Raw genomic sequence first — 18,957 nt, 5'->3', positions numbered from 1 at the left:
CACCCCGCTTGCTCAGCTGCGGCGCAACCACAGGTCCGGGGTCTTGAAGGCGCGGTTGTCGGTGGGCCGCAGTCCGGCGTACGCGCAGCAGAACGCCACGGGTTCACCCGAGTAGAGCTCGGCCAGCAGCGCGGTCGCGTCGTCATCGTCCTCGTACGGGCCGCCACCGGGGTGCAGGTCCCACCCGACCACCTCGCCGTCGCGGTGGATCTGCCCCTGGTCGCCGCTCTTCGGGTTGGCGTACATGGCGTACGCGACGGCGCCCACCGTCAAGCGGTCGAGCATCTTCGAGTTTCTGGCGTCGTAGCCCCACGGCTGCACGAGCACGCACCCGCCGGGCACGGTGGTCACGCCGATCGTGTCCTCGTAGCCGTCGAACGGGTTCTCCCACCAGTACTCAGCCTGCTCGTCGGTCACCTCGACGAGTTCCGCCTCCAGCAACCGGACGACCGTCTCCGCGTCGATGCCCGCGATGCACGCCACGCTGAAGCCGTCGTGCTGCGGGAAACCGCCCAGTGCTGCCACGAGCCGATCGCGTTCCTCTGCAACCCCCATGAGAACGGCACCCTACCGAGGCAGGGTGCCGTTCGGGGGTCACTCAGCCGATCGCGATCTGATCCAGATCAGGTGCCCCGGCTCGGTCGTTGCCGAACTTGATCGTGTTCGCCCCCGCGTTCAACGTCACGGGAACCTCAGCGGTGTAGGGCGTGTTGTTGCCAAGCCCGTCCAGCTTGACCTCAACCGGCGCACCACCGTTGACGGACACGAAGTACGACCGCGGCCCGTTCACCGTGTAGCGGATGAACAACGTGTACGTGCCCGCCGCGGGCACGCTGACGTTCGGGAAGGTCACCGAGGCCTCCGGGCTGCCGCCGATGTTGCGCACCTTCTCGCTGCCCGAGCACGACCCGCAGCCGGTCAACCCGGTGCTGCCGAACACGTTCGCCGAGTCCTCCGCCTCCCGCACGAACACCCGGTTGGCCGGCCGCGTCTGCACCGGCACCGTGCCCGACACCTTGCGGTCAGCGCTCAACAGCTTGAACGACGCCGCCACCGGAATGCTCACCGAGCCCACGTCCTGCCCGGCAGGCGAGGTCGCGGTCCACACCCCTTCCAGCACACCCGCCAGACGCATCGACGACCGCGTGGCAGGCGCTCCGGTCAGCGTCCAGCCGGCCGGCAACACCGGTGCCAGCGACACGTTGTCGATCTGGTCGTCGGCGTCGAGACGCAGGCGTGCGGTGATCTTCACGGACTGCTGGCCCGGCGCGACCCATTGCACGCCATGGGGTGCGACGGTCAGCGTGGTCTTCGGCGTGTAGTTCGACGGCGGCAGTCCGCCGACCGAGATCCTGTCGAGGCCGAGCGTGCCCGTACCGGAGATCTTCACCGTGTTGCGGCCTGCGTTCAACGGCACCGCAACGGAGGTCGGCGATGGCACGTCGGCACGATCAGCAGGCACCGCAACGGAAACCGGCGCACCACCGTTCACCGACACCGAAACCGACGACGCGGACCCGGACGTGAGATCCATCTGCAGCCGGTGAGTACCAGCAGCGGCAACGGAGACATCGCGGTAGGTCACCGCGCCGCCGCCGAGCCCGGTCACCTGGCGGGTGCCGGAGCAGGCCTCGCAGAACTCACTGCGCGCCGAGCCGGACCGCGCCGCGTCCTCAGCCTCCAGAGCGCCGTCCCGGTACGAGCGCGGGTAGCTGTGGCCGACCCGGATCTCGTCGATCTTCAGTTCCTTGAAGTAGACCGGAGCCTGCGGTCCGCCCCACGTGTTGAGCACGGTCAGCCGCAACCACCTGGCGTTCTGCGCCCCGATGTCGATGAACTGGGTGCCACGCGCGGAAGGCAGCGAACCGGTCCGCACGTGCCGCCAGTTGCGGCCGTCATCGGACGCCGTCAGCTGATAGTCCTTGATCCGCGAGGAGTCCTCCGGCCGGCCGAACGACACACGGGCGTGCGTGGGCGACGACTCGCGCTGGTTGATCGCGAGGAACGAGGCCTCCTTGCGCCGCCCCAGGTCCAGCGAGATCGAGACGGGCTGAGCGGCGTTGGCGTCCCAGTACGTCTCGTAGCTGCCATCGGTGAGGTTCGACGCGGGGAAGCCGGCCTCGGAGGACGTCGCGTACGCCTTGACGCCGGTGTAGAAGCCCTGCTGCCCGTGGGTTTCCACGGCGAACACGGTGTCGTACTCGTCCCACTTGGTGATGCCCTCGATCGTGAGGTGACCGGCCGACTGCGAGAACCGCATCCGTTCGCCGGTACGCAGATCACGAACTGAGGTAACCCGATACCCGTTGTCCCGCAACCGAACGAAGTCGGCGCGCGGACGAGTCACGACGTGCACGTACTGCTTGCCGGTCGACGGGTTGATGGTGATCACGCCGTGCGCGCCGTCGTTCCAGAACCCCGGCTGCATGCCGCCGTACATGTACCCGGCGCCCTCGACACCCTGGATCGACTCGCGGATCGGCGGCACCCACGTGGACATGAAGTTGTTGTAGGCCTCCTGCTGCGCGGGCATACGACCGTTCACCATCGGCGTCTCGGCCATCAGCGACTTGATCGAGGAACCCGCGTTGGTGATGTACCGGCCGGTGTTCAGGCGCGTGTCGACGGCGTGGTTGCCGCCGTCGTACCACCAGTCGCCGGTGTTCGGGAGCTTGTAGCAGGCCTCGGACAGGCGCGGCATCGGCGTGAACGTCGCGGCCGGGTAGTCGTAGGACGGGAACATGCCGGTCTTCTGCTCGTTCGAGACCGTGTCCATGATCGGCGTGTCCTCGTTGTTGTTGCTCAACAACCAGGTGGGCTGCAGCTGCCGGATCTGCTCGTAGAGCTTGTTGCGCTCCCAGTACTCGTTGTCGTTGTCGATCCAGAACCCGGCGAGGTCGTTGTAGTTCTTCATGACCTCGAAGAAGAGGTCGTAGCTGTACTTGCCGAAGCCCTCGCGGGTGGTGAGGTCGACCTGCTCGCCCTTGTACGCGCTGTAGGCGGCCGAGTCGAGCATCTGCACGCCCTGCTCGCTGTGCCACTGCGGGTCGTCGGTCATGTAGAGGATGACCTTGACGCCCTTCGCCTTGCCGGCCTTGGCCAGCTCGCCGAGCAGGTCGCGTTCGGTCGCGCAACTGCCGGGGATCTTCGACGGCCACGGGCGCGCATAGCCGAGCCTGCTGTGGAACGTCGCCAGCACGACGTAGGAGGCGCCGAGCTTGCGCGCCTCGTCGATCCAGTAGTCGGGGGTCCACCCTCCGCCGGTGACGTCACGCTCCCACTCGGCGCAGTTGAGGTGCTTCGGGGCGGTGAACATGCCCCAGTGCAGGAAGAGGCCCGCGGTGGACTTGCGCAGCCACTCCTGTCTCGGGTGTTGCACTTCGGCCTGCGCCGGTACCGACGCGACCAGGTTGATGAGACCAGCGAGCAGCGCGGCCACCAAGGCCACACACAACCGTCGTAGTGCCATGACCATCGCTTTTCTCGTCGGGGCGGCGGCGAGAGGTCCGATGATTACAACCGGAACTACGCGGGTCAAGCTTTCGGCACGCCTGACTTGCGCGGACTCATCCGATCTGTCCGCAGCGCACGGTCACTCGGCTGTACGGGTGAACAGCACTGCATCGCCCCGAATCGGTGCGTTGTTGAGGCCGCAAGCGTGATAACACACGTTTGATCTCTCACGATCAGCGATGGCAGCAGAGGGAGTTGGACATCGAATGATCGACGCGGACCTGCCCGGTTTCTTCCACGACGCGGACAAGGCCTCCGTCCTCGGGCAGAAGCAGACGCTTTCGCTCAGCCGACTGCGCCTGCTCAGCGCCATCGTCGCGGCGATCGGAGGTGCCGCCAGCTGGAAGATGGGAAAGCTCGACTTCTGGGGCTTCGTCTCGGTGGCGGGCTTCCTCGCGGCCCTGTACGCGGAGTTCCGGCTGTGGAACCTCAAGCCGGAGGAGGACTGGAGGTCCGGCCGCGCGGTGGCCGAGGCGGTGAAGTCGCTGGCGTGGCGGTTCGCCGTGGCGGGCAACCCGTTCCCGCACGACCTGCCCAAGGCCCGCCAGGAGCTGGCGGCGCAGACCGGCGAGGTGGTCCGCAAGTACGGCCAGAACCTGACCTTCGACAGCGCGAACCCGTCCGCCACCCCGGAGATGACCGAGCTGCGCGGCAAACCGTTCGAGCAACGCCGCCGCCAGTACATCGAGGGCCGCGTGCGCGTCCAGAAGACCTGGTACGCGGACAAGGCGAGGGGCAACAAGGATCGCGCGTCGCTGTGGCGCGGCGGGCTGATCGTGGGCGAGCTGCTCGCGGTCCTGCTGGCCGGCGCCAAAGCGGTCGGGTTCTGGGACATCGACGCCTCAGGCGTGCTGGCCGCCGCCGTCGCGGGTGGTGCCGCGTGGCTCGGCGTCAAGCAGCACGAGACGCTGCGGATGACCTACGGGACGGCGGCCACGAACCTCGCGCTGATGGAGGAGAAGCTCGCCGACGCGGCCGAGGAGGAGTGGGCCGCGGCGGTGGCGGACGCGGAGGAAGCGATCGGCCGGGAGCACTCCGCGTGGCTGGCGTCGCGACCGAGCACGACCTGATCCTTCCGGAGGCCGCAGTGGAACCGTTGGCGATCTTCGTGGCGACGCCGGGCACCACGTTCGGCGAGCACGCGGAGTGGAACAACCTCGAAGAGATCAAGAAGCACCTCCACGAGCCGGAGTGCGCCGCGGTCGGTGAGCGCCTCGGCCGTGAGGCGGTGCTGATCATCGAAAGGGACCGCCAGACAGCCAGGCCCATCCACCACACCACCTTCGCGAAGCCCGCACGGCGTCCGGCGATCTCGCCGGAGCGCGAGACGCGTTCCGGGAGGCAGGCCGGCTCGCGGTGGACGACACGGTGTCACTCGTGAGCGAGGCGCGGCTGGACGTCCTCCTCGCCACCAACGACGACGAGCGCACCAAGGCGCTCAGCGATCCTGCTGACCGCGGCAGCCACCGTCACCATCAGAACCAGGCTCGGCACCTGCACGTTGAACGCGCTGTGGCAGCCACCCGCGTTGCTGGCGCGCACCCTCACCACGATCGACCAGCTCAGCGGCGGCCGGCTGGACGTCGGCATCGGGCTCGGCTGGTCGCGCGACGAGTACGCGGCGTGCCGTGGGAGGGGCGGGGTGCGCGGCTCGACGAGACGCTGGACGTGCTGAAGGCCGTGTGAACCGGGGAACCCGTGGCGCACCGGGGTGCGTTGTGGACGGTGCCGGAGTCGGTCGTGGAGGCCAAGCCGGTCCGGTCGCCGCATCCGCCGATCCTGCTGGCCGCGTTCACGCCGCAGGGGCTCGCACGGATCGCGCAGAAGGCGGACGGGTGGCTCGGGGTCGGGTTGCCGCTGCCGTTGCTGAAACAGACCGCCGACGCGCTGCGGCGCATGACGGACAGGCCGTTGCGCACGCCGACGCGGGTCAACCCGGTGCTCACCGACGAGCCGACTGACCACGTGCCGGTGCGCGGCACGATCGGGCAGTTCGCCGACTACCTCGAGGGAGAGGGCGAGATCGTGGACGAGGTGCTGATCGACCTGCAGCTCACCGCCACCAGTGAACAGCACCTCGTCGACCTGGCCGGCGAGTTCGCCGACCGGATCCGTTAGGCGAGGGCCTCGACGACTCGGGTCACCATCTCCTTCTCGGCCACGGCGATCTCGCCGTCCGCGCCCGCCACCGAGCGGCACATCTCCGTCACGGCGACGCGGAAGATCGGGAGGTCCGCTGGTTCGTGGGCGTTGATGATCTCCACGGCGGAGCGCAGTGCGGCCAGGACGCCGGACTCCACATCGGACGTCGTGCCCTTGGGCAGGGCGGGTGGGGCGGCGGCGATGACGGCGCGCAGGTCGTCCGAGAGCAGGGACATGGCCCTGATGCCGGCGTAGCTCTCCTCGTCGACCGAGCCGGGGTCCGCCGTGGACACCAGCACCATGGCACCGAAAACGGCCGTGCGGAGGGTCTGCCCCTCCGCCTCCGTGTACGCAGTCATGGGCGCAAGCCTATGCAACGATCAGTGGCTATGAGTGCGGGTCAGGTGCTTGGCGCCAACATCAGGGCGTTCCGGGAACAGCGCGGGTTGTCCCTGTCGGAGCTCGCGCGGCGGTCGTCCATCGCCAAGGGCACGCTGTCCCAGCTGGAGAGCGGTGCGGGCAACCCGACCATCGAGACGGTGTTCAGTTTGTCGAACGCTTTGGACGTGCCCGTGTCGGAGCTGGTGACCGAGCGGCAGCCGCCGGAGGTCGTGCTGGTGCGGGCCAGGGACGTCGAGGTGCTCAGCAGCAACGCCGTCGACCTGCGGCTGATGCGGCGGATGGACATCGCGGACACCGTCATCGAGATCTACGACCAGCGCGTGCGGCCTGGCGCGGTCCAGACCAGCGAAGGTCATCCCGGCAAGGAACACGTGCTGGTCGTCAGCGGGCACCTGAAAGTAGGCCCCACCGACAACCCGTTCGAGCTCGGGCCCGGCGACTACGTGTGCTTCCCCGGCTCGGCCCCGCACTCGTACGAAACCGTCGAAGGTGAGGTCAGCTCGGTACTGGTGCTGGAGTACCCGAAGCACTAACGTTCATTCTAATGAACGGAGGTGGTGATGCATCCGGACGTCGTGGTCATGGGAGCGGGCATCATCGGGGCCGCGTGCGCGCAGGCGTTGCGCCAACGCGGGCTCGCGGTGCTCGTCGTGGATCGCCACGGACCGGCCTCGGGCACCAGCGCCGCCGGTGAGGGCAACGTCCTGGTCAGCGACAAGGAGCCCGGCCCGGAGCTCGAACTCGCCAAGGCGAGCCGCGAGCTGTGGCCCGGACTGGCCGAAGACGCCGAGTCGGCCAGAAGTTTCGAGTGGGAGGAGAAGGGCGGTCTGGTCGTCGCCACGACCACCGAAGCCGCCGAGCCCCTCAAAGCGTTCGCCGCCAAGCAACGAGCTGCGGGCATCGACGCCTGCGAACTGAGCAGAGAAGAAGCCCTCACCCACGAGCCGCACCTCAACCCGGAGATCACCGCCGCCGTCCACTACCTGCAGGACGCGCAGCTCAACCCGGTCAAGGCCACCAGAACCCTGCTGCGCGGCATCGAGGTCACCCGAGCTGAGGTGTCCACAACGGACGGCCGCAGCGTCACCACCTCGACCGGCGTGATCAGCTGCGGCGCGGTCGTGAACGCCACCGGCCCCTGGGCGCGGAACTTCGGCGTCAACGTGCTGCCCAGACGCGGCGTGGTCCTGGTGACCACCCCGCTCCCCGGCCTGATCCGGCACAAGGTCTACGACGCGGACTACGTCGGCGCGGTCGCGAGCGGCGACGCGGACCTGCAGACCTCCGGTGTCGTCGAGTCGACGCAGGCCGGCACGGTGCTGATCGGGTCGAGCCGCCAGCGCAAGGGCTTCGACGACACGATCGAGAGCAAGGTGCTGAAAGCATTGGCACGCAAAGCAATCGCACTCTTCCCGATGCTCACGGACATCCCGGTCATGCGCGCGTACGGCGGCTTCCGCCCGTACGCGCCGGACCACCTGCCGATCATCGGTGAGGACCCGCGCACGCCCGGCCTCTGGCACGCCACCGGCCACGAGGGCGCTGGCGTCGGCCTCGCGCCCGCCACCGGACGCCTGCTCGCCGAGCTCATGACCGGCGACACCCCGCTCGTCGATCCACGTCCGTTCCGCGTCGACCGGCCAGAGGTGATGGTGTGAAGGTGACTTTCAACGGCCTGCCGCGCGAGGTCGCCCACGTCGCGGAACTGTTGCCCGGCAGGTACTTCTGCGGCATCGGCGTCTGCTTCGGCTGCGTCGCCGAGATCAACGGCACCCCCGAGGTCCGCGCGTGCCGACACCAGCTGCGCGACGGCGATGTGATCAGGACCAAACCGTGAAAATTGTCGTGGTGGGCGCGGGACCAGCCGGGATGGCCGCCGCCAGAACAGCCGCCGACGCGGGCGCGGACGTCACGATGGTCGACGCGGAACAGGACGCGGGCGGCCAGTTCCTGCGCGGCCGGGCCAGGTTCCAGCACGAGCGCGTCACGCACCTCAAGAACACCGAAGCCTGGCTGGTCGAAGGCCACACGATCCATTTGCGTGGACCTGCACAACTCCAGTTCGACGCGTTGATCATCGCGACCGGCGCCTATGACCGCCCACTCCCCTTCCCGGGCTGGGACGGCCCCGGCGTGATCACCGCGGGCGCCGCCCAAGCACTCGCCAAACAGGGCGTCACGCTCGCCGAACGCGTGATCATCTCCGGCACCGGCCCGTTCCTCCTCCCCGTGGCCACCGCCCTCCAGGACCTGGGCGCCACCGTCGTAGGCCTCTACGAGGCGAACTCCCCCGCAAGGTGGCTCCGCGAAGCCAAGGCGATCAGCGCCAACCGCCACAAGATCGCCGAGCTCACGCACTACCGCAAAGTGCTGCCCCACCTGGAAACCCGCACCGCGGTCATCGCCAAACACGGCAGCCGGGTCACCGTCGCGAAACTCGACCGCCACTGGCACCCGGTCAGCCACCGCACCGAGCACGCCGACCTGGTGTGCGTCGGCTACGGCTTCCTCCCCCGCACCGACCTCGTTCCGAACGCCAAGCGCGTCAACGACTTCCTGGAAGTCGACGAACGCCAGCAGACCTCGGTCGACAACGTCTACGCGGCCGGCGAGGTCACCGGAATCGGTGGCGCCGACCTGGCCGAAGCCGAAGGCATCGTCGCCGGAGCCGCTGCGGCCCACCAGGAACCGCCACCGAAAGCACTGGAGGCCGTCAGGAAGGGCCGGATGTTCGCGCAGGCACTCGCGAGAGCGCACGCGGTCCAGCCCGGCTGGCGGACGTGGCTGAACCCCGACACCACCGTGTGCCGCTGCGAAAAGGTCAGCCTCCAGGACCTCGAACCGGCCACGAGCACGCGCGAGCTCAAGCTCACCAGCCGGGTCGCGATGGGCCGCTGCCAGGGCCGCATCTGCGCCCGCAACGCCGCCGAGCTGACCGGCGTCCCGTTCGACGACCAACGCCGCGTCATCGCGGTCCCGATCCCCCTTGGCGAACTCGCAGAACTCCCGGAGGAGCAAGCATGACCGAGCGTCTCGACGGCGTCATCGTCGCCACCGCACTCCCCTACGCCGAGGACCCGAAAGCCCCGGCGGGCCTCAGGCCCGACCTGGAGAAGTTCGCCGAGCACTGCCAGTGGGTCGTCGAGAACGGCTGCCGCGGCGTCGGGCCGAACGGCTCTCTGGGCGAGTACTCCTCCCTCACCGACACCGAACGCCGTGAGGTCGCCCAGACCGCGATCGCGGCGGTGAAGGGCAGGAGTGTCGCGGTCATCGGCGTCCACGGCGTCGGCGCGCACCAGGCCCGCCACTGGGCCGAGCTCGCGGCCGAGGACGGCGCGGACGGCGTGCTGTGCCTGCCGCCCACCATGTACCGGGCCAACAGGACCGAGGTCGTGCACCACTTCCGCGAGGTCGCGAAGGCCGGGCTGCCGATCATGGTCTACAACAACCCGATCGACACCAAGGTCGACCTCACCCCGGACCTGATCGCCGAGCTCGGCCAGATCGAGCACGTGGTGGCGGTGAAGGAGTTCTCCGGCGACGTCCGGCGCGTGCTGGAGATCAAGGCCGCCGCGCCGCACCTCACCGTCGTGGCGGGTGCGGACGACGTGGTGCTGGAGAGCCTGCTGATGGGCGCCACGGGCTGGTTCGCGGGCTACCCCAACGTCTTCCCCGCCGAGAGCGTCGAACTGTTCACCCTCGCGCTCGACGGCAAGCTCGACGAGGCGCGGTCTCTCTACGAACGCCTCGTGCCCGCGTTCCGCTGGGACTCGCGCACCGAGTTCGTGCAGGCGATCAAGCACTCGATGGACTTCGTCGGCCGCTACGGCGGTCCGTGCCGTCCCCCGCGCGGCCCGCTCAGCCCCGAACAGCGCGCCCAGATCGACGCCGACATGAAGCTGGCTGCCCAAGAAATGGACACAGCATGAGATTCGCCAAGTACTTCAGCGCGGTCGACTCGCACACCGAGGGCATGCCGACGCGGGTGATCACCGGCGGCGTCGGCGTGATCCCCGGCGAGACCATGGCCGACAAGCGGTTGAACTTCATCAAGAACCACGACCACATCCGCCGGCTCCTGGTCAACGAACCGCGCGGCCACGCGGCGATGAGCGGCGCGATCCTGCAACCGCCGACCCGCCCGGACGCGGACTGGGGCGTGCTCTACATCGAGGTGTCCGGCTGCCTGCCGATGTGCGGCCACGGCACGATAGGCGTGGCGACCGTGCTGGTCGAGACCGGCATGGTCGAGGTGACCGAGCCGATCACCACCGTCCGGCTCGACACCCCGGCCGGGTTGGTGCTCGCCGACTACGACACGCGCACGAAACTGGTGACCATTCGCAACGTCCCGGCATACGCACACGAGCTGGACGCGACGGTCCAGGTCCCGGGACTCGGCGAGGTCCGATATGACATGGCGTACGGCGGCAACTTCTACGCCATCCTGCCGCTCGACCAGCTCGGCATCCCGTTCGATCGAACGGAAAAGGATCGAATCCTCGCCGCCGGACTGTCCATCATGGACGAGATCAACGCGGCCAACCGCCCGGCGCACCCGCTCGACCCGGCCATCAACGGCTGCAAGCACGTCCAGTTCACCGCACCCGGTCAGGACGGCGCCCACTCGCGCAACGCGATGGCGATCCACCCCGGCTGGTTCGACCGCTCACCCTGCGGCACAGGCACTTGCGCCCGCATGGCCCAGCTGCACGCCCGCGGTGAGCTCGGAATCGGTGCAGACTTCGTGAACGAGTCGTTCATCGGCACCAGGTTCATCGGCCGGTTGCTGGAAGAGGTTCCGCTCGGGGACCGCACCGCGGTAGTGCCCACTGTGGCCGGTCGCGCGTGGATCACCGGGATGGGCCAGTACCTCCTGGACGCCACCGATCCGTTCCCGGAAGGGTTCTCGCTCTAGTCGTTACGCTCAGTGTCGTGACAACGCCTAGTCTTGAAGCGCTGCTGCGCATCGGACCCTTCCACTCGGCCCTGCGCGCGGCGATCCGCAGGCGTGGCCTCACGCTGGAACGGCTCCGGCTACGGCTGGCGCAACAGGACGTGGCCGTCGCGCTGTCGACGCTCAGCGACTGGCAGCAGGGCCGGGTCCGGCCGATCTCCCCGAAGTCGCTGCGGGCGGTCTCGGTTCTGGAGGAACTGCTGGAGGTGCCGTCCCGCTCGTTGCTGGCACTGCTGGAGCACTCGGGCCCGAGCGGCTGGCCGGACGTCGTCCCCGGCATGATGCCCGGCTTCAACACCTACGACCTGGAGATCGTCTCCAGGCACGACAGGGTGTTCGTGAACGCCGAGAGGCACGCGTCTCGCATCCACGTGCAGATGGTCGTACGCGCGCGCCACGACGGCGTCGACCGCTATCACGCGCATTACTACAGCGACGACTCCGTGAAGACCTCAGACGTGACGCACGAGCCAGTGCGCAACTGCCGGATCGGCCGGTCCGCGTGCAACGACGGCGAACACGTGAGCGTCCAGGAGCTGCTGTTCGACCATCCGCTGGCGGCCGGCGAGACGTGGGTGTTCGAGTTCGTCGTCCACGACCCGACCACGCTGGACAGCTTCGAGTACGCGCAGGGCGTGCGGTGCTTCCTCGAGCAGAGCCTGATCGAGGTGCACTTCGACCCGGCCGCTCTGCCTGTGGACCCGCACGTCTACCTGCAGGACTGGCAGGAGGACGAGCCGCACCGGACCATCGATCTGGCGCTCGACCACACGAACTCCGTGCACCACTTCGAGCCGAACGTCTCGGTGAACTGGGTCGGCATCCGCTGGAAGTGGGCTTAGACGAGCTGCGTTGGTCGGCTTGCGTGAGCTGGCCGCCGGTTCCAGCGGAGGGGTCGCCTGCCGTGCGGGCGGTCGCCTTGCGTGCGTGGCCGGGCGGGTACTTAGACGGGCGCTGGTCACGTCATCGCCGCTTCGCGACGATTGCGATTGGGGCTTGACCTCGGGGCCCTCACGAGGCGCTGGTCGGCCTTGAAAAGCCGGGCATGTAAAGCGTCCGGCCGATCCGAACACGGTAGCGCCTCGAACCCGAAGTCAAGCCCCAATCGCCAGCGTGCGTGGTTGCGTTGGCACGACACGTCACCAAACCGGTACCCAGCGCGGCACAGGCCTTCACGGGCTCGCTTCGCATCGCCACTGGCGTACGGGGTGACGCCCGCCGTGCTCAACGTTGTTGTCGCGGGCGCTTGCCCTTGGCAGACCCAGTCCACCCGCCAGTGGCGCCACACCGCTCACACGAGCTGAGCCGAGCGTCTGCGCTGGGGGAACGAAACGGGAACGAGCCCTCGTTTCGGCTTCCCCACCCGCGCCAGCAACCACGTGCGCGCGGCGATCTTCCCGCCCGGCAGCTCGTCCGCCCGCCGCCAAGCCTGCACGAGCACGTCGTGCACCACGTCCTCGGCCTTGCCCCGGCTCCCGTGCACCCGGAGCGCGTAAGCCAGCAGCGCCGCACCGTGCGTTTCCCACAGCGAGCTGATCAGGGCTTCGTCACGTGCGGCGGACATGGCGCGCCTCCTGGACAGCTGTGCCGGGTGAGTGGTTCCAAACAGTAAAGGTTGTTAACTGATGAGGGCACCTCATGTGCGACGAGTGACTGGTCCGCTGCGGTGAGCGGATAAGCGGTCCACTGGCCCGAAACGCTCCCCAAAAGCTCATAGCGCCAGCTAACGTGCGTTGGTGCAGTTGCCGTGGAGATCAGCGCCCAAGGCGGCGCTGTCGAGCCCGCTCACGTTGCTGGTGAGCATCGTCACGACATTGCTCCTGGGGTTCGTGGTTGCCGCATCCGTGCTGCACTCGTCCTCCGCGGGCAGCGCCGCGCTGGCCTACCAACAGACAAGAACGTGCCCGCACACAGTGCAACCGGCGTTGGACGGAGATGCGTTCGCGCTCCCACACGCCGTGGAGATGGCCAAGAAAAGCCCGCTGGGCGCGGTCTACACGCCGATCGGCCGGCCGGACTTCAACGGCATCGCCACCTGGGGCCGCTTCGGCTATCGGCCAGGCGCCCGCGAACACCTGAAGGTGCTGCAGGGCGGCGGCGACGGGTTGTGGGTGCCGCAGACGATCGCCACCGCGGCGAAGGTGAAGATCGGGGATCGGATCACCGGCTCACCGCTGGTGGTCAGCGCGATCTACGCCGACCTCGCGCAACCGGTGGAGGGTTGGTGGTGTTCGGAGGCGACGAAGGTCGTGCCGAACCCGCTGGCCGGTGACGGCGCGAGCACGTCGGTGATCTGGGTGTCGTCGTTCGACGAGCTGTCGAAGCTGCCGCCCGGGTACGACATGTTCAACTCGGTGTCGTTGCGGTGGCCCACCGAGGAGCCGCTGAGCACCATCGCCGAGGCGGAAGCGGTGCGGGAAAACGGAAAGGCGATCCTGGCCTCGCTCGGCCTGCCGTTGACGCGCACCGACGTGCTGTCCGGGGCCATCGAAGCCTCGCGCACCTCGCAGAACAACGTGTCGTCGGCACTGCTGCCGTTGGTGATCATCAGCGTGCTGATCGGGCTGGCCGGTGTGGGCACGGTGACCGTGCAATGGGCCCAGCGCAGGCATTCCGAGCTGCGGCTGCTGTGGGTGCGCGGTGCGGGGCCGCTCGCGCTCGGGTTCAGAGGGGTGCTGGAGCTGGGGCTGCCGCTGGTGCTCGGTGGGCTGCTGGGGCTGGTGGCGTCGCGGTTGTTGTTGCCGCTCTACGCACCTGGCGTCGTGCTGGAGTCCGGTGCGCTCTGGGTGGCGGCGGCCGCGGTGCTGATCGTGGTCGTGCTGAGCCTCGCGGTGACCGTGCTGGTGGCGAGCTGGAAGACGCACCGGACGTTCCAGAAGCAGGTGAAGTCGTGGCGGCTCAGCCTCGTGCCGTGGGAGCTGGTGGTGGCCGCGCTGGCCGTCCTCGCGTGGATCCGATTGTCCGCCAACGGGCTGGGCACGACGCTCAAGGCGGGCACGCTGCCGAAGATCGACGTGGCCGCGCTGACGTTCCCGCTGCTGGTGGTGCTGACGGCGGCACTGTTCGCGACCCGGCTGGCGCGCTGGTCGCTGGTCGCGTCGCACCAGGTGCAGTGGTGGAAGGTGCCGGCCGCGCAGCTCGCGTTGCGCCGGCTGGCCGCCGCCGCGGGGCCGGTGACCGGTGTGCTGCTGGTCGGCGTGCTGGCGGTCGGCACCATCGCGGTCGGCAGCGCGGTGGCGGGGGCGCAACGGTCCGCTTTGGACTCGAAGTCCGGCGTGTTCGTCGGCGCGAACAGCTCGGCGCAGGTGTCGCAGGACATCGCGCTCGGGCGGGTGAAGCTGCCGGAGTCGTTGCGCGGCAACACGACCCTGGTCGGGTCGAGCACCGGCGCGCTGGTCGTGGACCCGGCGACGTTCACCGACGCGGCCGTGCTGGACGACCCGGCCGAAGTGCGGTCGTTGCTGGCCGGGCTGAAGCGCACCGGTGAGATCGCCCCGGCGTTGCGCATCGGACGCTCGGCCAACAAGGAGATCCAGGTTCCCGGGCTGCCGCTGCTGAAACCGGTGGCGTCACTGCCGTCGTTCCCGAAGCTCGGCTCGAAGGGCTACGTCGTGGTGCGCGACTCGGTGCCCGCGGTCGAACAGGTCGGCTCGTGGCACCTGTGGTCGTCGTTGCCGTTGTCCACGCTGACGACCGAACTCCAGGCCGCAGGCATCCACTACACGAACGTCGCGGACCGCGCGAAGGTGCTCGACGGACTGCCGTTCCTGACCGTGGAGTGGACCTTCGGCTTCGTCGCCGCGATCGGCGTGGTGCTGGCCGTGGTGGCGGCGGTGGCGCTGCTGCTGGCCATCGAGGTGCGCCGGCGCCAGAACGCCGTGTCGGGCGCGCTGTCGACGCGCATGGGCATGCGGCCGTCCGTGCTGTGGTCCAGCCATCTGCTCGAAGTAGGAGCCATCGCGCTGCTGGCAGTGGCGATCGGTGCGGTCGCGTCGTTCGTGAGCGCCGGGTTCGCGGTACCGCGGCTGGATCCCGCGCCGTGGCTGAACCCCGCCCCGATGCTGCCCGACCTCACGTCGCTGCTGGGCCTGATGTTGTTGTGCGGCAGCGTCGTCGTCGTGGCGGCGGCATGGCTTGCGTTGCGCGGTGTCCGCACCGCGCGGATGGGAGAGCTGCTCAGGTGATCCGCGCTTGTGGCGTTGGGGTGTCCTACGGTCCGGTGCGGGCCGTCTCGGACATGTCGCTGACGATCGCACCCGGTCTCACCGTGCTGTCCGGGCCTTCCGGCTCGGGCAAGTCGACGTTGCTGCGGGTGCTGTCGCTGGTCGAACGGCCCTCCGAGGGTGAGGTGTTCGTGAACGACCGGCCGACCTCGGAGCTGTCGTGGGCGCAGCTGCGGTCGTTGCGGCGCGAGGAGATCGCGGTCGTGTTCCAGAACCCCGCGGACAACCTGATCGCGCACCTGACCGTGGGAGAGAACCTGCGTGCCGCCGGAGCCACTGATCTGTCCTGGTTGGACAGGCTGGGGCTGGGCGGATCGGCCACCTGGAGGATCGGCGCTTTGTCTGGCGGGCAACAACAACGGCTGTCGTTCGGATGTGCGTTGGCGCGCGGGGCTTCCGTGCTGGTCGCGGACGAACCCACCTCGCAGCTCGACGTGAAATCGGCGGATCTGGTGCTGGAGACGTTGTCGGAGTTGCCGGTGCCCGCGGTGGTGGCTTCCCACGACCCGCGGCTGGTCGAGTTGGCGGACCTGTGCATCCCGCTGGCCGCGTCATGATCCGGGCGACCGGGGTGCACCGGCGGTTCGGTGACGTGGCGGTCCTGCGCGGGGTCGACCTGGCGGTGTCGGCCGGGGAGCTCGTGACGCTGAGCGGGCCGTCCGGGTCGGGCAAGACGGCGTTGCTGTCGTTGTTGTGCGGCTTCGACTTCCCGGACAGCGGGTCGGTGACGCCCGGCCTGTCGTCGTGGTCGGCGTGTGCCGTGCTGCCGCAGTCGCTGGGGCTCGCCACGGAGCTGACGCTGGAGGAGAACGTCGCGTTGCCGCTGCGGCTCGCCGGGCGTGCGGTCGAGGGCGTGTCCGGGTTGCTGGACGAGCTGGGGATCTCGGGGCTGGGAGCCCGTTATCCGGGACAGGTGTCGTTCGGGCAGCAGCAGCGTGCGGCGCTGGCGCGGGCAGTGATCGGGAAGCCGGCCGTGCTGCTCGCGGACGAGCCCACCGCGCACCTGGACTCCGCCAGCGCTGAGGCCGCGGTGGGGTTGTTGCGGCGGGTGGCTGACGAGGGCACGGCGGTGCTGATCGCCACGCACCACGACGCCGTGCACGCCGTGGCCGATCGTGTGCTCGTGTTGGCCGACGGACAGGTCAGCGGCTGATCGGCTGCATGCAGCTCATCGCGTCGTTCGGCGCGATCTCGCCGTGCGTGCGTTCGAGGTGCGCCTCACCCCACACGCGGACGCTCTCCACGACGGGCAGGACCGTTTCTCCGTAGGGCGTGAGGCGGTAGATGACCGGTGCCGGGACCGGGCCGGTCACGACGCGCTCGACGAGCCCGTCGGCCTCCAGTTCGCGCAGCTGCTCGGCCAGCACCTTGGGCGTGATCGGCGTGCCGCGGCGCTTGAGGCCGGCGAAGTGGGACTCGCCGTGGGCGAGCCAGTACACCAGCGTCAGCTTCCACTTGCCGCCGATCGCGGCGAACGCGGCGGCCATCGGACAGCCGGGCAACGGGTTGGGGCGCGAGGGGTTACCCGCAGGTGCCTTCTTGTTCACGGCAGCGCTCCGTCGGAGGGTCGGATCATGAACCTTCGCAGGCTGCTCACCGTGCCACACGGACGAACCCTGGTGGCGTTGTTCGCCGTTCTCACCCTGACCGCCTCGGTACCGGCGGCGGCCGGTACCGAGACGGGCCAGCACGACTTCGACTGGGAGATCGGCACCTGGCGCACGGACGTCCGGGTGCTCACCGATCCGTTGTCGGAGACCGAGGACGAATGGCTCAGCTTCTCCGGCACGTCCGTCGTGCGTCCGCTGCTGGACCGGCGGGCGAACGTCGTCGAGCTGAAGGTCGCCGGCACGGCCGGGCGGATCGAAGGGCTCAACATGCGGCTCTACGAACCGCAGGCGAGCCGCTGGAGCCTGACGTTCGTCAACATCCGCGACGGACTGCTGACCCCGTCGGTGTACGGCGGCTTCCGCGACGGGGTCGGCGAGTTCTACGGCGACGACCAGCTCGGCGGACGCCCGATCAAGGTGCGCTTCCTGATCCGCCGTCAGGGCGCGGACCGGGCCACGTTCGAGCAGGCGTTCTCCGCGGACGGCGGTGCGACCTGGGAGACCAACTGGTTCGCGGTCGACCGCCGCCGCTGACGCTCAGACCGCGGGCGGCCGGTCCTCGTACGGCGTCGAGAGGACCACGGTCGTCCGCGTCGACACGTTCGCGGACTCCCGGATCTTCTGCAGCAGCTCCTCCAGCGCCACCGGCGAGGCGACGCGGACGCGCAACACGTACGACGCGTCGCCCGCCACCGAGTAGCAGGCCTCGATCTCCTGCAGGTGCTCCAGGCGCTTCGGGTAGTCGTCCGGCTCGGAGGGGTTGATCGGGAAGAGCGAGATGAACGCCGACATCGGCAGGCCGATCTCGGGGCCGTCCAGGCGGGCGGCGTAGCCCTTCACGATGCCGCGCTGCTCCAGCCGCTTCACGCGCTGGTGGACGGCCGACACGGACAGGCCCACCCGCTCGGCCAAATCTGTGAAACTGCACCGGCCGTCCGAGGCCAGTTCCTTCAGGATCGCTCTGTCGATCTGCTCGAGGGTCAAAGCACCACCAGCTCGTGAGGACGGTTGTTGAAGGACTCGACGCCGTTCTCGGTGGCCACGACGATGTCCTCGATGCGGGCGCCCCAACGGCCGGGCAGGTAGATGCCGGGCTCGACGCTGAACGCCATGCCTTCTTCGAGCGGCAACGCGTTGCCGCTCACGATGTAGGGCTCCTCGTGCACGTCCAGCCCGATCCCGTGGCCCGTGCGGTGCACGAAGTACTCGCCGAAGCCGGCGTCGGTGATGACCTCGCGGGCGACGTTGTCGATCTCCTCGCAGGTGACGCCGGGCTTCACGGCCTCGACGGCGGCCTGCTGCGCGGCCTGCAGAACGGCGTACGTGTCGCGGACGTCGTCGTGCTTCGGCTCCCCCATCACGTACGTGCGGGTCGAGTCGGAGTTGTAGCCCTCGGCGACCGGGCCACCGATGTCGATGACGACGACCTCCCCCGCCTCGACGACGCGGTCGGAGTCGCGGTGGTGCGGCGAGGCGCCGTTCGGGCCGGAGCCGACGATCACGAAGTCGGCGACGGTGTGGCCTTCCTCGACGATCGCTGCGGCGATGTCCTTCGCGACCTCGCGCTCGGTCCGACCCACGCGCAGGAACTCACCCATGCGCGCGTGCACCCGGTCGATCGCCTGACCGGCCTTGCGCAGGGCGGCGATCTCCGCGGCGTCCTTGCGCATGCGCAGCTCGCGGATGATCGGCCCGGCCAACGTCTGCGGGCCGCCCAGCGCGTTGCCGAGCTTGATGGTGTGCAGGGCGGGCATCATGTCCGCCACCGCGGTGCGGTTGCCTTTGATCGCGGCCTTGACCAGCGCGTACGGGTCCTCGCCGTCGACCCACGTGACGACCTGGACACCCAGCTCGTCGGTCGGGATGGCCGCGTAACCGGGCTGCTCCAGCTTCGGCACGACGAGCGTCGGCGTGCCGTCCACGGGCAGCGCGAGGCAGGTGAGGCGCTCGAACGAGTCGCCACCGGCACCGATCAGGTACCGCAGGTCCGAGCCCGGCGAGATGAGGAGGGCGTCCACGCCCGCCTGCCCGGCAGCAGCGGCGGCGCGGTCCAGCCGCGCACGGAGCGCGGACACGTCGATGGGGCCGGTGATCGTTGCCATGGTCGAAA

23 protein-coding genes are annotated in these 18,957 nt (G+C 69.1%); 15 read left to right on the top strand and 8 right to left on the bottom strand.

Features of this window, described 5'->3' with window-relative positions; all coding sequences use genetic code 11:
• Window positions 1–12: 12 nt before the first annotated feature.
• Together LFM09_RS17315 and LFM09_RS17310 are read right to left on the bottom strand one after the other, a co-directional pair.
• Window positions 13–555 (bottom strand): hypothetical protein, encoded by a 543-nt coding sequence (locus tag LFM09_RS17315; RefSeq protein WP_414097475.1) that lies wholly within the window; start codon window positions 553–555, stop codon window positions 13–15.
• A gap of 43 nt (window positions 556–598) precedes the next feature.
• On the bottom strand, window positions 599–3,475 hold the full coding sequence (locus LFM09_RS17310) for an alpha-L-fucosidase (RefSeq protein WP_414097474.1): 2,877 nt from the start codon (window positions 3,473–3,475) through the stop codon (window positions 599–601).
• Between the two features lie 244 nt (window positions 3,476–3,719).
• Here LFM09_RS17310 and LFM09_RS17305 point away from each other — a divergent pair, with 244 nt between their 5' ends.
• Both LFM09_RS17305 and LFM09_RS17300 read left to right on the top strand, forming a co-directional pair.
• On the top strand, window positions 3,720–4,583 hold the full coding sequence (locus tag LFM09_RS17305) for a DUF4231 domain-containing protein (RefSeq protein WP_414097473.1): 864 nt from the start codon (window positions 3,720–3,722) through the stop codon (window positions 4,581–4,583).
• Window positions 4,553–4,894, top strand: coding sequence for a hypothetical protein (locus LFM09_RS17300; RefSeq protein ID WP_414097472.1), 342 nt, complete (start codon window positions 4,553–4,555; stop codon window positions 4,892–4,894). Before LFM09_RS17305 ends, LFM09_RS17300 begins: the two co-directional genes overlap by 31 nt.
• Here the strand turns inward: LFM09_RS17300 and LFM09_RS17295 are convergent.
• Window positions 4,885–5,055, bottom strand: a complete 171-nt coding sequence (locus tag LFM09_RS17295; protein WP_414097471.1) for a hypothetical protein — start codon at window positions 5,053–5,055, stop codon at window positions 4,885–4,887. The two genes, LFM09_RS17300 and LFM09_RS17295, sit on opposite strands and share 10 nt — an antisense overlap.
• On the opposite strand from LFM09_RS17295, the gene LFM09_RS17290 reads away from it, so the two are divergent.
• Window positions 4,988–5,188 (top strand): LLM class flavin-dependent oxidoreductase, encoded by a 201-nt coding sequence (locus tag LFM09_RS17290; protein ID WP_414097539.1) that lies wholly within the window; start codon window positions 4,988–4,990, stop codon window positions 5,186–5,188. The two genes, LFM09_RS17295 and LFM09_RS17290, sit on opposite strands and share 68 nt — an antisense overlap.
• A gap of 23 nt (window positions 5,189–5,211) precedes the next feature.
• Window positions 5,212–5,631: a hypothetical protein gene (locus LFM09_RS17285; protein WP_414097470.1), complete on the top strand. Its 420-nt coding sequence runs from the start codon at window positions 5,212–5,214 to the stop codon at window positions 5,629–5,631.
• On the opposite strand, the gene LFM09_RS17280 is transcribed toward LFM09_RS17285, so the two are convergent.
• Window positions 5,628–6,014, bottom strand: a complete 387-nt coding sequence (locus LFM09_RS17280; protein ID WP_414097469.1) for a hypothetical protein — start codon at window positions 6,012–6,014, stop codon at window positions 5,628–5,630. The genes LFM09_RS17285 and LFM09_RS17280 overlap by 4 nt on opposite strands.
• A 30-nt stretch (window positions 6,015–6,044) precedes the next feature.
• Here LFM09_RS17280 and LFM09_RS17275 point away from each other — a divergent pair, with 30 nt between their 5' ends.
• From LFM09_RS17275 to LFM09_RS17245, 7 genes are read left to right on the top strand one after another with little or no spacing between them, the layout of a single operon-like run.
• Window positions 6,045–6,590, top strand: a complete 546-nt coding sequence (locus LFM09_RS17275; RefSeq protein WP_414097468.1) for a helix-turn-helix domain-containing protein — start codon at window positions 6,045–6,047, stop codon at window positions 6,588–6,590.
• Between the two features lie 27 nt (window positions 6,591–6,617).
• Entirely contained in the window at window positions 6,618–7,715 is a 1,098-nt protein-coding gene (locus tag LFM09_RS17270; protein ID WP_414097467.1) for an NAD(P)/FAD-dependent oxidoreductase, read from the top strand.
• Complete coding sequence (locus LFM09_RS17265) at window positions 7,712–7,894, top strand: 2Fe-2S iron-sulfur cluster-binding protein (protein WP_414097466.1); 183 nt, start codon at window positions 7,712–7,714, stop codon at window positions 7,892–7,894. Before LFM09_RS17270 ends, LFM09_RS17265 begins: the two co-directional genes overlap by 4 nt.
• Window positions 7,891–9,081: an FAD-dependent oxidoreductase gene (locus LFM09_RS17260; protein WP_414097465.1), complete on the top strand. Its 1,191-nt coding sequence runs from the start codon at window positions 7,891–7,893 to the stop codon at window positions 9,079–9,081. The genes LFM09_RS17265 and LFM09_RS17260 overlap by 4 nt, the downstream gene beginning before the upstream one ends.
• Window positions 9,078–9,986: a dihydrodipicolinate synthase family protein gene (locus tag LFM09_RS17255; RefSeq protein ID WP_414097464.1), complete on the top strand. Its 909-nt coding sequence runs from the start codon at window positions 9,078–9,080 to the stop codon at window positions 9,984–9,986. The genes LFM09_RS17260 and LFM09_RS17255 overlap by 4 nt, the downstream gene beginning before the upstream one ends.
• A complete protein-coding gene (locus LFM09_RS17250; RefSeq protein WP_414097463.1) occupies window positions 9,983–10,975 on the top strand; it encodes a proline racemase family protein in 993 nt (330 codons plus the stop codon). Before LFM09_RS17255 ends, LFM09_RS17250 begins: the two co-directional genes overlap by 4 nt.
• Window positions 10,976–10,992: 17 nt before the next feature.
• Window positions 10,993–11,856: a hypothetical protein gene (locus tag LFM09_RS17245; RefSeq protein ID WP_414097462.1), complete on the top strand. Its 864-nt coding sequence runs from the start codon at window positions 10,993–10,995 to the stop codon at window positions 11,854–11,856.
• A gap of 449 nt (window positions 11,857–12,305) precedes the next feature.
• Here the strand turns inward: LFM09_RS17245 and LFM09_RS17240 are convergent, their stop codons facing one another.
• On the bottom strand, window positions 12,306–12,578 hold the full coding sequence (locus LFM09_RS17240) for a sigma factor (RefSeq protein WP_414097461.1): 273 nt from the start codon (window positions 12,576–12,578) through the stop codon (window positions 12,306–12,308).
• A gap of 172 nt (window positions 12,579–12,750) precedes the next feature.
• Between LFM09_RS17240 and LFM09_RS17235 the strand changes: the two genes are divergently transcribed.
• The 3 genes from LFM09_RS17235 to LFM09_RS17225 are packed head-to-tail and all read left to right on the top strand — an operon-like array spanning window position 12,751 to window position 16,390.
• On the top strand, window positions 12,751–15,198 hold the full coding sequence (locus LFM09_RS17235) for an ABC transporter permease (protein ID WP_414097460.1): 2,448 nt from the start codon (window positions 12,751–12,753) through the stop codon (window positions 15,196–15,198).
• Window positions 15,195–15,794: an ABC transporter ATP-binding protein gene (locus LFM09_RS17230; RefSeq protein WP_414097459.1), complete on the top strand. Its 600-nt coding sequence runs from the start codon at window positions 15,195–15,197 to the stop codon at window positions 15,792–15,794. The genes LFM09_RS17235 and LFM09_RS17230 overlap by 4 nt, the downstream gene beginning before the upstream one ends.
• Complete coding sequence (locus LFM09_RS17225; RefSeq protein ID WP_414097458.1) at window positions 15,791–16,390, top strand: ABC transporter ATP-binding protein; 600 nt, start codon at window positions 15,791–15,793, stop codon at window positions 16,388–16,390. Before LFM09_RS17230 ends, LFM09_RS17225 begins: the two co-directional genes overlap by 4 nt.
• On the opposite strand, the gene LFM09_RS17220 is transcribed toward LFM09_RS17225, so the two are convergent.
• Complete coding sequence (locus LFM09_RS17220) at window positions 16,380–16,784, bottom strand: winged helix-turn-helix transcriptional regulator (protein ID WP_414097457.1); 405 nt, start codon at window positions 16,782–16,784, stop codon at window positions 16,380–16,382. The genes LFM09_RS17225 and LFM09_RS17220 overlap by 11 nt on opposite strands.
• Window positions 16,785–16,811: 27 nt before the next feature.
• On the opposite strand from LFM09_RS17220, the gene LFM09_RS17215 reads away from it, so the two are divergent.
• Complete coding sequence (locus LFM09_RS17215; RefSeq protein WP_414097456.1) at window positions 16,812–17,381, top strand: hypothetical protein; 570 nt, start codon at window positions 16,812–16,814, stop codon at window positions 17,379–17,381.
• Window positions 17,382–17,384: 3 nt separating this feature from the next.
• Here LFM09_RS17215 and LFM09_RS17210 read toward each other — a convergent pair whose 3' ends face one another.
• On the bottom strand, window positions 17,385–17,831 hold the full coding sequence (locus tag LFM09_RS17210) for an Lrp/AsnC family transcriptional regulator (protein ID WP_414097455.1): 447 nt from the start codon (window positions 17,829–17,831) through the stop codon (window positions 17,385–17,387).
• Window positions 17,828–18,949: a M24 family metallopeptidase gene (locus tag LFM09_RS17205; RefSeq protein WP_414097454.1), complete on the bottom strand. Its 1,122-nt coding sequence runs from the start codon at window positions 18,947–18,949 to the stop codon at window positions 17,828–17,830. Before LFM09_RS17205 ends, LFM09_RS17210 begins: the two co-directional genes overlap by 4 nt.
• Window positions 18,950–18,957: the final 8 nt, after the last annotated feature.

Origin of the sequence: Lentzea alba (assembly GCF_047445655.1) — a bacterium.
Lineage (GTDB): Bacteria > Actinomycetota > Actinomycetes > Mycobacteriales > Pseudonocardiaceae > Lentzea > Lentzea alba_A.
The sequence above is the reverse complement of the archived record's forward strand: the minus strand, read 5'-3'. Positions and strand labels throughout refer to the sequence as shown.

Coding starts and splice junctions, on each gene's coding strand:
- LFM09_RS17315 (WP_414097475.1), bottom strand. CDS start 555: ATGGGGGTTGCAGAGGAACGCGATCGGCTCGTGGCAGCACTGGGCGGT.
- LFM09_RS17310 (WP_414097474.1), bottom strand. CDS start 3,475: ATGGTCATGGCACTACGACGGTTGTGTGTGGCCTTGGTGGCCGCGCTG.
- LFM09_RS17305 (WP_414097473.1), top strand. CDS start 3,720: ATGATCGACGCGGACCTGCCCGGTTTCTTCCACGACGCGGACAAGGCC.
- LFM09_RS17280 (WP_414097469.1), bottom strand. CDS start 6,014: ATGACTGCGTACACGGAGGCGGAGGGGCAGACCCTCCGCACGGCCGTT.
- LFM09_RS17275 (WP_414097468.1), top strand. CDS start 6,045: ATGAGTGCGGGTCAGGTGCTTGGCGCCAACATCAGGGCGTTCCGGGAA.
- LFM09_RS17270 (WP_414097467.1), top strand. CDS start 6,618: ATGCATCCGGACGTCGTGGTCATGGGAGCGGGCATCATCGGGGCCGCG.
- LFM09_RS17255 (WP_414097464.1), top strand. CDS start 9,078: ATGACCGAGCGTCTCGACGGCGTCATCGTCGCCACCGCACTCCCCTAC.
- LFM09_RS17250 (WP_414097463.1), top strand. CDS start 9,983: ATGAGATTCGCCAAGTACTTCAGCGCGGTCGACTCGCACACCGAGGGC.
- LFM09_RS17240 (WP_414097461.1), bottom strand. CDS start 12,578: ATGTCCGCCGCACGTGACGAAGCCCTGATCAGCTCGCTGTGGGAAACG.
- LFM09_RS17225 (WP_414097458.1), top strand. CDS start 15,791: ATGATCCGGGCGACCGGGGTGCACCGGCGGTTCGGTGACGTGGCGGTC.
- LFM09_RS17215 (WP_414097456.1), top strand. CDS start 16,812: ATGAACCTTCGCAGGCTGCTCACCGTGCCACACGGACGAACCCTGGTG.
- LFM09_RS17205 (WP_414097454.1), bottom strand. CDS start 18,949: ATGGCAACGATCACCGGCCCCATCGACGTGTCCGCGCTCCGTGCGCGG.